We start from the raw sequence: 14,143 nt of genomic DNA, 5'->3' as shown, positions 1-14,143 counted from the left end.
ACTTTCTTCCCATTTTGTGGATTTGCTAGTAAGCGCCCGATGGCCGGACTACAGCCCGGAACGTCCGCCAAAGAATCAGCAGGTCGCCCGCGAGGGACCAGTTTTCGACGTAGTAGAGGTCCAGCCGGACCGCTTCCTCCCAGGGGAGGTCCGAGCGGCCGTTGATCTGCCACAGTCCGGTGATGCCCGGCTTGATCAGGAGCCGGCGGCGGGTGTGGCGTTCATAGCCGCTGACCTCACGGTCCAGCGGGGGCCGGGGCCCCACCATGCTCATGTCGCCCAGCACCACGTTCCAGAGCTGGGGGAGTTCATCCAGTGAGTACTTCCGCATCCAGCGTCCGCAGCGCGTGACCCTGGGGTCGTCCTTCATCTTGAAAAGCACCCCGGCGCCCTGGTTCTGCTGGTTCAGGGCCGCCAGCCTCGCCTCGGCGTCGACCACCATGGAGCGGAACTTGAACATTCCGAAGACCTGGCCGTCCTTGCCGATCCGGTCCTGGCGGAAGAGCACGGGACCAGGGCTGTCCAGCCGGACGATCAAGGCGATCAGCAGGAGCACGGGTGATAGCACCAGGAGGGCAGCAAGCGCAGCCGTGACATCCATGACCCGCTTCAAGGCGTGCTTCGCTCCGGTGTATTGCGGGATGTCCACGTGCATCAATGGCAGGCCGTCTACGGGCCGCCAGTGGACGCGGGGCCCGGCCACGTTGGTCAGGGTTGCCGCGAGAATCAGCTCGGTGGACGATTCCTCGAGTTTCCAGCCCAGTTCGCGGATGAACTTGTTGCCGCCCGGGAGGGGACCGGCGATGATCACAGAGTCCGCCTGGACCAGGCGGACTGTCCTGGCAATGGCGTCCGTGGAGGAGAGCACGGGCACTGTTTCGTCTTCCACCCGCAGGCCGGCTCCCCGCCGTGCCCCGGGAAGGCATGCGCCCAGGATCTCGTATACAGCTCCCGACTTGCGGACCTGCTGAACCACATAGCGGACATCTTCCGGTTCGCCCACCACTACGGCGCGCGAGAGGTGGCGGCCTTTTGCCTTCTCGGCGGTGAGCCGGCGGCGGAACAGGTGGCGGTTCACCGTCAGGGCCGCCAGGCCCAGCGGGAGGGACACGGTCACGAACGCGCTGGCGCCGTGGATGGAGAACACCACCGCGGCGAGGGCCATGAGGCCGAAGATGTGCAGTGTCGCCGAGGCCACGCGCTTGTACTCATCGGCCCCGATGCCCAGCACCTTGAGGTCCCTGCTGTGGTAGAGCTCAAGTGCGCCCAACCAGGCAACGGTCAATGCCGCGGCCGCGGCAGCCGCTCCGCCGTCCCTGGGTCCCTCCGGCGAAAATCCTGCTTCCGAAAGGAGGAAGCCGGCGTAGGCGGCGGCCATCACCACTGCGGCGTCCGTGCACCTCAGAAGATTGATATGCGTGGAAATCCAGGCCGCGGTTGCCTTCCTGGTCCGGACTTTCACTGCCAAGGAGGTTCGGGCCGCCGACGGCAGGGGAAAGCGGGTTCCTGCGCTTTCCCCTGCCGCCTGCTGCCCTGTTCCCGCCCGCTGTGCAGCAGCGGGGGAAACAGGCCAGTCGAACGCTGCGCGCTGGGTCCTGGCTACTGGTATTTCTGCCATGGTCACCCTTTCCGGCGTAGCCGCCTGTCCTCTGGCCGTGAAGCAAAGTTAGCCGCAGACGGCCGGGTATTGAGGGGATGGGCAAGGCCTTTGTGGCTCTTGCAGGGGAAGGCTGTGGAAACTGCGGTTACCGCAAATCCAGGGGTTTTCCTACAAAACAGGCAGGACGTACGGCTCCGTGGCCGCCGAGCCCTTATCCGTAGCGAGTGCCGTCAGCTGTGCCCGGGACTCGACACCGAGCTTGCGGTAGATCGCCGTGAGGCGCACTTCGACCGTACGCACGGACACATACAACGTCCCGGCGATCTCCTTGTTGCGCATGCCCCGGGCCACCATTTTCGCGAGGACCCGCTCATGGTCTGCGAGCATCAGCATGGCCGGATTGCCCTGCGGGTGGACGGGCTCCACGCGTTCGTCCAGCAGGAGGGCATCCACATGCTGGGTCCATGCGTCTGCGCCGGCCTCATCGAACATCACCTTCGCCCGCAGGAGCGCATCACGCGCCTCCCGCAGCCGGCCAAAGGCATGCAGCCGCTCCGCGTAGCACATCAGCGTCCTGGCCCGCTCAAGCGTGTGACCGTTCCTGCCCTCCAGTGCCTGGCAGAAGAGCTGCAGTGACCGCTCGCCGTCCGCCAGCATCGCGCGGCTGCGGGCCACCACCATCATCAGCCAGGGGGAGCGCAGACCCACGGAGCGGCTTTCAAGGCGCAGGAGTGCCTGGGTGGCTTCACGGTGCCGGTTCAGGCGGATCAATACCTCCACCAGGTCGGCCTCACAGCGCAGCAGGGTGGGGCTGCCAAACTTCATGCCGATCTCGGCGGCCCGGGACAACTGGGCAACAGACTCTGCCAGGTCCCCGCGCAGAAGGGCGAAGTGGCCCTGGCAAGCGGCGAGTTGGGCCATGATGGCCGGGTGGCTTTCGGCCCCTGCGTAGCGCTGGGCCTCGACGGCGCAGACCTGGGCCCGTGCAGCATCGCCCAGGGCGTAGGCGCGCCACACCCGGAAGTAGTACCGCATCCCGCGGTGGTATTTGATTTCAGGCTCGGAAAGCTCGAGGTCATCGATCAGCTTGACGGCAGCGCGCACATTCCCTGCGCGGATTTCGTTGTCCACCGCCATGAGGGCTGCGGTTTCCCGCCAGTTGATGTGGGCTGGCTCGGCGGAGCTGCGGAGCATGGCAAACGCTTCATGGGCACTCTCGTAGTGCTCCGCGTACGTGAGCGCGCGCCCCTGCACCAGGATGCCGGCTGTGCGGGTGGCCCCGGTTTGATCGTACTTGCGCCCAAGGTTTGCGGTGTCACCGCTGACGGATTCGATCAGGACCTTGGCCCGGTCGGCCAGGGCCAGGCACTGGGCGGACGCCGACCCCTGGAATCCGCCGGCGAAGTGGAGAAGCTCGGCGGCGTCCTTCAGCTCCCACCGCTCGGCATAGTAGAGGGCCCCGATGGCCAGCAGGCTGGCGGCATAGGCCGGATCGTGCTGTCCGAATTCCTTGACGAGACGCAACACCATGCTCGAGCGGACGGAGGCTCCCTGGGCAAACTGGATCTCGAATGACAAGCCGGTCAGCCGCAGGATCAGGGCGGGATTGCGCGTTACCCGCTGCGCCCATTCCAGGTAGCGCCGCGCATACACGAATTCACCGCGGTTGAACAGCAGTTCGGCCACGCTCGTGAGCCGGGCCGCCGTCTCCGCTTCCCACGGATTGACGGTGAGGGCGCGCTCGATGTACTCCACGGCAAAGGAAACCTCCCCGCCCCGGATCAGGTCCACAGCATGGCGGAGCAGCTGGAAAGGCGTCTGGCGCTCCAGTGCCGTAAAGCTGAGGTGCCAGCGCCGGGCATAGGGGTCCGTGTCGGCGGCTGCTTCTGCAAGGGCGCGGTGGTTGGCGGTGCGGACCGCGGGGGTCATGGCCGTGAATACGTAACCGCGGAGCAATTGGTCGCCGATGCCCAGGTGCGGTCCGGTCCGTTTCACCAGTCCCGCGGTCAGCAGTTCATCCACACTTGTCCATACGTCGCGGTCGATCTTCTCGATAGTGGAGATGTCGCTGCGGCAGGACAGCGCAAGCAGGTCCAGGACGTTCCGCGCGCCAGGTGTCAGCGAGCCCACCAGCGCCGCGTACTCTGCGTCAAAGCTGCCGCTGGAGGGCAGCGGGACGGGCAGCGCGTACTTGCCCTCAGCATGACGTTCAATGAGCCGGTCATAGAGTTCGACGGCGGCAAGCGGGTTGCCGCACGTGGCTGCGGCAACCGCGTGGGCGGCCGCCGTCGTGGTCCGTTTCGTGGGCACGCTTTCCAGCATCCGCACCGTGTCGCTGTAGCTCAGCGGAGCGAGCAGCAGACCGGGAAGGCCGCTGAAGGGGCCCTCCGGGAGATCCTCCCGCAAACTGACGAACAGGACGATGTCCGTGCCGGCCAGGCGCCGCGCGAGGAACCCAAGGACTGCCTGGCTGCCGGGATCCAGTTGGTCTGCGTCATCAATCACGATGATGGTCCGTGATGACGAGCGCTGGTGCAGGCCCTCGAGCAGCATGCTGGACACGGCGGGGACGCTCAAGGCACCGGCCGTGTCCCGGAGGAGTTCATCTGCGATCCGGTTCAGGACGGGATCGTCCATGCCGTTCAGGAGGGCAGTCAACCCGGACAAAGGCCAATCGGATTCAGCGGCGCTGGCGGTCAGGAACACGGTACGGTAATCCGCCAGGGTGGGAATCTCGGACAAGAGTGCGGACTTGCCCGTGCCCTTCCGGCCGATGACTGCCAGAGTGCTTTCCTTGGGCCCCCGGACCACGGAAAGCACGCGGTCCAGTTCTTTGCTCCGCCCGATAAGCGCCATGGTGTCCCCATTCGTCGAAGAAGGAGACCGCATTCTTGAACTGACCAATTCGATGCCGACCCACGCTCCCCAGCGCGGGTTGAGCCGACAATGCGAATATAGTGCCGAAACGAACATTGGCACCAGCTTGTTACCTGCTGAATTCCATCAAGATTTCATCTCCGACTTGCTCAAGATTGCAGTCCAGTTATTCAGGACCATGACCCGGGACGAAAGTCCCTCGCCAAGCCGGAACAGGAGGGCTATGCTCTCTCGCGTACGCCCTGGATAGGTTCAATGCCCGGACGCAGGTCGGAGTTTGCCAACTGGGCGGCCCCGCACGGCAGCCGCTGCCGCATTGTTCCGTACTGCCCTTTCCCGGTGCGGGGAACATGGAAGCCGGTTGGAGCCCGTTCAGGGGCTCGGTTTTGTGGCCCGCCCGTAGCTTTAATTCAAGATTGACGCGCGGAATTCCTCCCACAAAGCGGATGCTGAACGGCAATTTTTTGAAATGGTCGCAGGAAGACTTTGCGAAGACTTTCATTTTTAGCCGGACACGGATGACCACTAAAGTCGCGGCACAAACGGCGGTATTGCAAATAACTTCGAATTCCCGTGTTTAGAAGGGGATAGGCCCCGGTCCGCCATGCCGGCGGGCCGGAGCCGCTCCTTGTTCAGTTATTCATTCAGTTGTCTATTCAGTTATGGGTTCCACTAGGCCGCCGGCTTGAGGGCGGTCCGCCAGGCGGCAACAGCCCGTGCGGCACTCAGGGTCCACGTGGCCGTTCCGCTGGCCCCCGCCGTTGCCTGCGGTTTGTCCGCCTGCTCGGCGATCTGCCCAGCCGCTGCCTCCCAGCGTTCGGTCCAGCCCGACGGGGCGGTGACCACGGGTGCGCTGCAGTCGCAGGCCACCCCGCCAATCAGCATCGCGCCGTTGCTGGCCGTGGTGATGCTGCCCACCGTGATGCTGGTGGCCGAGTAGCTGGTGTCAGCGGCGGTCACCACCGGGCTGTCCAGGGGCGTGGTGTTGTTGACGCCGCGGTAGGCGGTGATGCCGCCACCCCACTTGGCCGCCGAACTGAGCGTCCAGCTGTACGTTCCCGGATCCGAGGCACCCACCACCTTGTAGTACGCGAACGCCCGTGCACCGGAGGTCGAGGTGCTGTTGATGGATTTTGCATTGACCATTGCCGTCCAGCCGGCAGGGGCGGTCAGGTTCGGGTTGAGGTCCGTGGTGATGGAGGCGACCAGGACGTCACCCGCCGCGGTACCGGCAGGAACCGTCAATGACGCAGTGGTCACGGCAGTCCCGGAGTTGGAGGTGCTGGAACTCACCACGGTAATGCCGCCGGTTGCCGGCGGTGGTGCCGAGCCGACGGTGATGGTGGCCGTCGCCGACGACGATCCCGTTGCATTGGTCGCCGTGAGTTTGGCGGTGTAGGTCCCGGCCGTCGTGTACGAGTGGCTGGGGTTCTGTGCTGTGGACGTGCCGCCGTCGCCGAAGGTCCATGCCCACGAGGTGGGTGCATTGGTGGACGTATCAGTAAAGGCCACATTCAGGGGCGCGGCACCCGACGTCGGGTTGGCGGTGAATGACGCTACCGGAGCCTGGCCTGCGGGCGGCGGGGTGCCGCCGAGCGACCGGTCCGAGAACCAGTAGCGCTTTGCCACGTTGTCGCTGGCCATGACCACCAGTCCGGTGGTGTTGTTCACGCTCTGCTTGCTGGTGGTCACGTCATTGATGTTCGACGACGAGGCTGCCTGCATGATGGGCGTGCCGCGGCCGGAACCGAAGACGGGATTGTCCATGGACGCGGTCTTCTCATAGATGCTTCCCGCGACGCCGGAGTAGGCACAACCGGAAACCGACGTTGGCGGTGCCGTGTGGAACGCCCGCACCAGGTTGTTCTGGGTGTCCAGGATGATTTGCGGCCGCGAGACGCAGTCGCCGGTCTTGGCAATCGTGGACTGCGTGAATGCTCCGGTGCCGGGCTTGAAGACCAGGAGGATCAGCTGCGGCAGCGTCTTGTCGCTGGAGATGTCATTCAGGCTCGTCTTGACCGCCGCGAAGACCCTGCCGGTGGTGTCCGCCTGCAGCGTTTTGAGGTTCAGGTGGTCATCGGACTGGCCGTTGCCGCGCAGGGCCGGCTGCAGTTTCCAGGAGGAGTTGGCAGCATCTGAATCCTTGTGCGTGGCCCACCAGACGGTGTCGGCCTTGTGGTCACTCCACATGACACCTACTTGCCCGTTGCCGAAGGCCACCACCGCGGAGATGTCATCCGGAGCGGGGTTCGGGTTGCTGACGGGAAGGACGAAGGGGGTCCCCCAGGAGGCGCCGCTGTTGGTGGCGGCGTTCATGTACACGGTGTTGGTGTATCCCGACGTAGAGTTTCCGGCCACCTGCGTCCAGGTCGCCCAGACCCGGCCGGTGGTGTCCTTATCGATCGTCATGGATTCACTGGAATTGTTGGTGATGGTGGTGGGGAATCCGCTGTCGAGCGTGTATTTGCCGCCGGCGTAGCTGTACCGGTAGAGCTTGGCCGGGGAGTTGGAAAGTGACGGCTTGGGTGTTCCATCGCCGGTGATGGTCACCACGTGGGAGGCAATGTAGAGGTGGGACCCGTCCCACATGGTGTCCGCCAAGGTGCTTCCCCTGGTGTCATTGACCACCCCGGTGTCCACCCAGCTGTTGGAGGCCCGGTCCAGCCGGTAGATGCTCCATCCGGTGCCGGACTTCCACATGTCGGCCCACCACGATCCGTCATTCCACCACAGCTTGCTTTGCGGCTTGTCCGACGTCGGCGGATTGGACACCCCTGAATACGCAATGCTCTGCGTGCCATAGACGGGATCGGCTAAGGCCGTACCGGGCAAACCGAGGATGGAGGCCGCCAGAACCATTGCAACGGCAAGGGCCTGGCCTGTCCGGCTGAAAAAGTGTCTGCGTCTGAGCTTCATAAGGGAACTCCTGGGGCATAGGAAGAATTCGGGGAACGTCTGCCCGTTTGGCCCAGTCACAAAGAGCTCTCAGCCCCCAAGTACCGAGAAGCGTATGCCCGGACAGGAGCTGGGGCAATGCAAGTGCCATACCTAAATAGGGGTTTCTCCCATCCCCCTACCTAACGTTTTCCCGGCACCCCGGTTCCCCCTATACCTAATCTTTTCGGCCTCCCCCAAGCCCTTTACTTGCCTAACAGGGGGTAAACCCCAGGTAAAAAGTGAGTACCTACTACTCGTGATACCCGCATTAGGTAGGGGGTAGTCTTCCGGAACGGCCAGAGGATTGGCGACGGTTTGCTGGGGGGTCAGCGACCAGACCATGACCGGATGAAGCGTTAGTGCCACCGCCATAACGGCCGGCGGCCTTGTCAAGAATCCGAACTGTCATGAAGTGGTGAGGCAATTGTCGATTTCCCCCCAACTTCCAGCTCTCTTTTCCGAGCCGGGACATTTATTTCCACAAGCCTCAATCAGCGTGGTCATTCCCACCCTGAACGAGGAAAAGAACCTCCCCTGGGTTCTCCGCCGGATGCCCTCTTACGTCGATGAGGTGATCATCGTCGACGGCCGCTCGCAGGACAAGACTGTTGAAGTGGCCAAGGCCCTCCGCCCGGACGTGGTGGTGGTCAATGAAACCCGCAAAGGGAAGGGTGTGGCCCTCCGCGCCGGCTTCAACGCCGCCAAGGGGGACATCATCGTGATGCTGGACGCGGACGGGAGCATGGACCCCCAGGAGATTGGTTGGTTCGTTGCACCCCTCCAGCACGATTTTGATTTCGTGAAGGGCTCCCGGCACGTCACCGGCGGCGGGTCGGAAGACCTGACCCGGCTGCGGAAGGCCGGCAACCGGGCGCTGACCGGACTCGCTAATGCTGTACTGCACAGCAACTACTCGGACCTTTGCTACGGGTACATCGCCTTCCGCCGGGAATGCCTGCAGGTGCTGGAGCTGCAGTCGGACGGCTTCGAGATCGAGACGGAACTTATCGTCAGGGCCGCCAAGGGCGGGCTGAGGATCGCCGAGGTTCCCAGCCTTGAGCTCGACCGGATTTCGGGAGCATCCAACCTCCAGACGTTCCGCGACGGGTGGCGGGTGCTGCACACGCTGGCCCGGGAATGCACCCTGTGGGAGGCACCCACGGCAGGTGCCCGCCCGGAGGCGCTCCGCCGCGTGAAGTACACCTACTCCAACGTCCACTTCCCACGGCTTCCGGTGGATCCGCACAGCGTCCTCGCCCCGGCCGTAAAACAGCATGACACCCTCGTCGCGGCGGTGAGCCGGCATGCTTGACCGCATCAAGCCACTGTCCGTGACAGTGGTGATCTGCGCGTATACCTCCGAGCGGTGGGGAATGCTGCTCGACGTCATCGAATCAGTCCGCAACCAGACGCTTGCCCCGGACCAGGTGCTGGTGGTCATCGACCACAACGAGGACCTCTACGAGCGGCTCATCGAGATCGTCGACGACGTCACGGTGGTTGAGAGCGAAGGCCTGCCCGGGTTGTCAGGGGCCCGCAACACGGGCGTGGGGCTCGCCGAATCGGACATCGTCGCCTTCCTTGATGACGACGCCGAGGCGGCGCCGGACTGGCTCGAACGCCTGGTTGCGCTGTACGACGATCCGGATGTCCTGGGTGTGGGCGGGAAGGTGGTCCCGCTGTGGGAATCCGGCCGCCCGGGGTACTTCGCGGAGGAACTGGACTGGATTGTGGGCTGCAGCCATCGCGGCCTGCCCCGCGTCGCTTCGGAAGTCCGCAACGTGATCGGCGCCAACATGTCCTTCCGGCTTGAGGTGCTGCGCCAGGTGGGCGGCTTCAACCAGTCGCTGGGCCGCAAAGGCACGCTGCCACTGGGATGCGAGGAGACCGAAATCTGCATCCGCTCCCGGATGGGTTTGCCGGGTTCGCGGATCGTCTATGAACCCGCGGCGCTGGTACACCATCATGTTCCCGCATCCCGTGGGACATGGCGCTACATGATGTCCCGGTCCTGGGCCGAGGGATTGTCCAAAGCCCAGGTCAGCCAGTTGGTGGGCCACAAACGGGCACTCGGCCCGGAACGCCGCTACGTCCGCAGCGTGCTCCCGCGCGCCGTGTTCACCGGCCTGAAGTCGTGGGGGCGCGATGGCAGTCCCGACGGGCTGGGCCGTGCCGGCGCGGTCATCGCGGTCCTGGCCTGCACCGCGGCCGGGTACTTCCAGGGGCGCCGGCTTCAGCATTGGACGGGCCCGGAGGAAGAGGACGTGGTCCTGGTCCCGGCCGGGGCACAGTGGAGGGAAGTGCAATGAGCGAAGGTGCCGGCCAAGTGCTTGAGGATCTCCAGGGCGAGGCGCTGATCCTGGTGCCCGCCATGGAGTCGCTGTTGCCGCCGGCCTGGCCGGGGGCGCGGTGGATCGGGTCGGTGGACCTGGAAGACCTCGCGGACTGTTCGCGCTTTGAACTGGAGAACCATGCTGGATACGAGCGGGCACGGCTGCTGGTGCGTGCGTCGGGGGCTGTGCGGGGATTTGTCGACGTGCCGTCGCCGGCGGGAATCGTGGATCGGACTGTCTTCGAGGACGCCCTGGCGGCCCTGCCGCCAGTCGCATCGTTCCCGCCGGCGGTGACCACCCCGCACATCACGGTGGTGGTGTGCACCAGGGACCGCACCCTGCAGTTGCGGGGTGCGCTCCTGACCATCCTTGCCCTGGACTACCCGCACTTTGACGTGGTGGTGGTGGACAACGCCCCCGCCACGCAAGCCACTGAAGAACTGGTCCGGCGCGAGTTCAGGGACCAGCGGGTCCGGCTGGTGACCGAACCCGTTCCGGGCCTCTCCCACGCCAGGAACACCGGCCTTCGGCACGCCAGGGGAGACGTCGTAGCCTTCACCGATGACGACGTGGTGGTGGACAGGTCCTGGCTGCGGGAGATCGCCGCCGCCTTCGAAGCCGTTCCCGGGGCTGCCTGCGTTACGGGGCTGGTTCCCGCGGGAGAGCTCCGCACCCCCACCCAGGGCTATTTCGATTCGAAGGTCAGCTGGTCACGGAGCCTGGTTCCGCAGGTCTACTCGCTCGCCAACCCGCCCGCGGCGCTCCCCAAGTTCCCGTTCAGCCCCGGTGCTTTCGGTACGGGAGCCAATTTCGCCCTCAGGCGCCAGCCGGCACTTCGCCTCGGCGGGTTCGATCCCGCCCTGGGGGTGGGAACTCCCACGGGCGGCGGGGAAGACATCGACATGTTCACCCGGGTCATCCTCGCGGGGCACGCTTTGGTGGTCCAGCCGGCCGCCATTGTCTGGCACCGACACCGGGACGGCCTCGAAGACCTGCGGGTACAGGCGCGGGGCTACGGCAACGGCCTCGGGGCCTGGATGACGAAGGTGATGATGGACCCCCGTACCGCGAGGCTGGCCCTGGCCAGGAGCTGGGGCGTTGGACTCGAGTTCCTGAACCGGCGCCAACAGGCCGGCCAGCCGGCGCTCCAGGGGCCGCCGATCCACAGTTCGCTGGAGGCCCAGGTCGACCGGCTCGTCTGGCTGCAGCTTCTGGCTGTGGCCCTGGGCCCCTACAAATATCTGCAATCGCGCAGGGCTGCCGCGGGCAGCTAAGACAACAGTCCACAGTCGGGGCCGTTGGCGGAGGGTCGCTCCACCGGCGGCAAGCAATCCAGGAGTTGAAACAGTATGGCGCTTCTCATCAGGGGTGACGTGTCCGGCCCGATGAACTCCCGCCCTTCACGCCGGCGCAGGCCAGGGTATTCCGATTACGTCCTGGCACTGCTCGGTGCCGTGACGGCGGTCCTGATCCTGTTCGACGTCGGGGGCGAGTCCATTGCGGGCGCCAAACTCCTGGTGTGCCTCCTCATTCCGGGCTGGGCACTGGTGCGGTGGGTCCGGAATGTGGACCCGGTGGCCCGCCTGATCTTCACCGTCGTCGCCGGCGCCACGGCACTTGCCCTGGCCGCCGCCGTCATGGGGTGGCTCCAGCTCTGGAATCCCCGGCCCTCCGCCGTCGGCATCATGCTGGCCTCCGCGGCCGCCCTCCTGGTGCCGGGGCCACCCAGCCCCCGGGCCGCCGCAACCCGGCTGCCACGTCCGGAGCTCAAAACCTATGCACCCTGGCTGGTTCTCCTGGCCTCCATGGTCACGTGGGCCGCCACACTAGGGCTCACAAACCCCCACCTCGGCGACCTGGGCCTGCTTGCCGCCTTCCCTGTCACCTGGTACTTGGCGCTGGCCGTCGTGGTGGCACTCTGCATCTGGAGCATCGTCCGGCAGAGCGAGCACTCCGGGTGGCTTACCGGTGCCTCGATCACGGGCCTGGTGGTCATCCTTTATTCTTCCGCCGGGCTGCTGGCCAACGTCCCGCGGCTGCCCTGGACCTACAAGCACATAGCCGTCACCGACTTGATCCAGACCACCGGCCAGTTTGACCCGGACATCGACATCTACAACCGCTGGCCCGGCTTCTTCCTGTTCAGCGCGTTCCTGGGTGAATCCAGCGGCTACAAGGACGCCATGGCCTACGCCGGATGGGCCGAGCCGGTATTCGCGCTGATAAACGTCGCCCTGGTGCTTGCCATCGCCCGGGCCCTGACAAAGAACCCGCGGATCTACTGGACGAGTGCGCTGGTTTTCGCCCTCTCCAACTGGCTGAACCAAAACTATTACTCGCCGCAGGCCTTCGCCTACACGCTGCACCTGACAATGTGCCTGCTGATCCTCACCTACCTTCGCGGCAACCCGGCCCCCTGGGTGCTCAGGCTTGAGGAGCGGCTGTCCGGCCGTTTCTCAAAAGAGGCCCCCAAGCCGGAGGAGGTCAGGACCTACAGCGGCCGCCAGCAGGCACTGGCCATCGCCGCAGTCCTGGTCCTGCAGGCAATGATTGTGATGAGCCACCAGCTGACCCCGTACCTGGCCATCCTGGGGCTCTTCCCCCTCTTCCTGGCCCGCTACTTCAAGCCGGCCTGGGTAGCGCCCGCGCTGCTCCTGATGGCCCTGCTCTACCTCCTTCCCAACGCCGAGTTCGTCAAGGACAAGTACGGCCTGCTCAACGGCTTCGATTTCCTCGCCAACGCCGGCTACAAAGCCTCCAGCGGCGCACCGGGACCGTCCCTCCTCTCCGGAAGGTGGCTGGCACGCGAAGCCCTGGCGTTGTCCCTGTTCACCGCCCTGCTTGCCGGGTTGGGGTTCATCCGCAACATCCTCCGGGGCAACGTCCGCACCACCCTGATCGTGGGAACGCTTGCGGCAACCCCCATCATTGGCCTCTTCGGCACGTCCTACGGCGGCGAGGGCAGGCTCCGCGTCTTCATGTTCGCCCTTCCGTGGCTCGCCATCGGCGCGGCCTGGCTCTTCTGGTCCGGGAAACTCCCGGGCAGGAAGGCCGTCGTAGGCGCAACCTCGGCCATCTCGGTCATGGCCGTGCTGTTCACGGCCGTGTACTTCCAGAATGAAGCCAACGTCCGGGTACCGGCCGCAGACGTATCGGCCAGCCGCTGGCTCGACTCCAACGTCGGCCGGGGCGATGCAGTGGTGGAAACGAACTACCACCTGCCGCTGCTGGTCGGCTCGCACTACGCCTTCTACCTCCGCACCGGGCAGCTTGTTTCGGTTGCGTCGAAGCTGCACAACACCGCCCAGCCGTTCACCGGGGATGACATGCTGGCCTACGTTGACAAGACCAGGGCAGCAGCCAGGCTGCGCCCCTCGGACCGGGTCTTCGTGGTGGTATCGGACCTGCAGCAGCGCACATCCACCGGCGTTCCACGCCAGTTCCCCAAGGATGTCCTGGTCCCGCTCGAGCATGACCTGAACGTGGCCAGGGGCACCGAGCTGGTGTTTGAGAACAAGTCGGTGCGGATCTACGAGGTTTCACGTGCTGACTGGGGAAAGTAGCGGACGGGTGTACCAGCTGTCGCTCGTCACGGTAACGTCGTTGTCCATCGTAGGGGCGGCGCTGCTGGCCCTGCACGCGGATTCCTCGAAGGTTACCGGGGCCCCGAAAGGGGATCTGCCGTCCTGGCGGCAGACCATGGTCCAGGACTTCGACGTCCCGGCCCCGCTGGGGGCCGTGGGCCAGGTGTACGGGCCGGACATCCGTGGGTATTCCGGTTTTTCCGACTCATCGGGCTTTGGCACGTACACGCCCGACGATGTCCTTTCGGTCCATGACGGCTACCTCGATTTCTACCTGCACTACTCGGACAGCAGGCCGCGGGTGGCCAGCGTCATTCCGTTCGGCTACACCGGCCAGACGTACGGAAGGTACTCGGTGAGGTTCCGGTACGATTCCATCCCGGGCTACAAGATCGCGTTCCTTCTCTGGCCGGCCAGCGACGACTGGAACGAAGGGGAGATCGACTGGCCGGAAGGAGCCCTGGACGGATCCCTCTACGGGAACTCCGCCATCAAAGGGACCCGCACGACCGACGGGATGGAGTTCGACCCCGCCGACAGGAAGTACTCGGACTCCCGCGCAGGCCAGTGGCATGTTGCCACCATCGAATGGAGCCCCGGCCTGGTCCGGTGGTTCCTGGACGGCGGGCTGGTGGACCAGACAACCAAACCCAAGGGTGTGCCGAACACGCCCATGCGCTGGACCCTTCAGGCGGAGACCGCCGATGACGCCAAAGCAACCTTTCCGGCCGCCGGCACGGCAGGGCACCTGCAGGTTGATTGGGTGGCCCAGTATGCCTACACGCCGTGAACGAACCAAGCGCCGCGACAGC

The 14,143-nt window shown here is 65.2% G+C and carries 8 protein-coding genes; 5 read left to right on the top strand and 3 right to left on the bottom strand.

Going from position 1 to position 14,143, the window contains the following annotated elements:
• Positions 1–25: 25 nt before the first annotated feature.
• From MRBLMD1_RS06455 to MRBLMD1_RS06445, 3 genes are all read right to left on the bottom strand, one after another.
• On the bottom strand, positions 26–1,618 hold the full coding sequence (locus tag MRBLMD1_RS06455; RefSeq protein ID WP_364398306.1) for a sugar transferase: 1,593 nt from the start codon (positions 1,616–1,618) through the stop codon (positions 26–28).
• Between the two features lie 150 nt (positions 1,619–1,768).
• Entirely contained in the window at positions 1,769–4,456 is a 2,688-nt protein-coding gene (locus tag MRBLMD1_RS06450; RefSeq protein WP_364398304.1) for a helix-turn-helix transcriptional regulator, read from the bottom strand.
• Positions 4,457–5,149: 693 nt separating this feature from the next.
• A complete protein-coding gene (locus MRBLMD1_RS06445; RefSeq protein WP_275966692.1) occupies positions 5,150–7,393 on the bottom strand; it encodes a PKD domain-containing protein in 2,244 nt (747 codons plus the stop codon).
• A gap of 517 nt (positions 7,394–7,910) precedes the next feature.
• On the opposite strand from MRBLMD1_RS06445, the gene MRBLMD1_RS06440 reads away from it, so the two are divergent.
• The 5 genes from MRBLMD1_RS06440 (at position 7,911) to MRBLMD1_RS06420 (ending at position 14,121) form a co-directional block, all read left to right on the top strand.
• On the top strand, positions 7,911–8,726 hold the full coding sequence (locus MRBLMD1_RS06440; protein ID WP_236560671.1) for a glycosyltransferase family 2 protein: 816 nt from the start codon (positions 7,911–7,913) through the stop codon (positions 8,724–8,726).
• Positions 8,719–9,723: a glycosyltransferase family 2 protein gene (locus tag MRBLMD1_RS06435; RefSeq protein ID WP_201302369.1), complete on the top strand. Its 1,005-nt coding sequence runs from the start codon at positions 8,719–8,721 to the stop codon at positions 9,721–9,723. The genes MRBLMD1_RS06440 and MRBLMD1_RS06435 overlap by 8 nt, the downstream gene beginning before the upstream one ends.
• A complete protein-coding gene (locus MRBLMD1_RS06430) occupies positions 9,720–11,021 on the top strand; it encodes a glycosyltransferase (protein ID WP_364398301.1) in 1,302 nt (433 codons plus the stop codon). The genes MRBLMD1_RS06435 and MRBLMD1_RS06430 overlap by 4 nt, the downstream gene beginning before the upstream one ends.
• Before the next feature lie 75 nt (positions 11,022–11,096).
• Positions 11,097–13,310: a hypothetical protein gene (locus MRBLMD1_RS06425; protein WP_364398299.1), complete on the top strand. Its 2,214-nt coding sequence runs from the start codon at positions 11,097–11,099 to the stop codon at positions 13,308–13,310.
• A 7-nt stretch (positions 13,311–13,317) separates the two neighbouring features.
• Positions 13,318–14,121, top strand: coding sequence for a glycoside hydrolase family 16 protein (locus tag MRBLMD1_RS06420; RefSeq protein ID WP_364398297.1), 804 nt, complete (start codon positions 13,318–13,320; stop codon positions 14,119–14,121).
• Positions 14,122–14,143 lie beyond the last annotated feature (22 nt).

This window comes from Pseudarthrobacter sp. LMD1-1-1.1 (assembly GCF_040676255.1).
In the GTDB taxonomy this organism is placed as follows: Bacteria; Actinomycetota; Actinomycetes; order Actinomycetales; family Micrococcaceae; genus Arthrobacter.
This window is presented reverse-complemented; position numbering and strand designations above follow the sequence as displayed.

Bases quoted from the DNA above. Each gene is read 5' to 3' on its own strand.
- MRBLMD1_RS06445 (WP_275966692.1), bottom strand. From the start codon at position 7,393: ATGAAGCTCAGACGCAGACACTTTTTCAGCCGGACAGGCCAGGCCCTT.
- MRBLMD1_RS06450 (WP_364398304.1), bottom strand. From the start codon at position 4,456: ATGGCGCTTATCGGGCGGAGCAAAGAACTGGACCGCGTGCTTTCCGTG.
- MRBLMD1_RS06435 (WP_201302369.1), top strand. From the start codon at position 8,719: ATGCTTGACCGCATCAAGCCACTGTCCGTGACAGTGGTGATCTGCGCG.
- MRBLMD1_RS06430 (WP_364398301.1), top strand. From the start codon at position 9,720: ATGAGCGAAGGTGCCGGCCAAGTGCTTGAGGATCTCCAGGGCGAGGCG.
- MRBLMD1_RS06425 (WP_364398299.1), top strand. From the start codon at position 11,097: ATGGCGCTTCTCATCAGGGGTGACGTGTCCGGCCCGATGAACTCCCGC.
- MRBLMD1_RS06455 (WP_364398306.1), bottom strand. From the start codon at position 1,618: ATGGCAGAAATACCAGTAGCCAGGACCCAGCGCGCAGCGTTCGACTGG.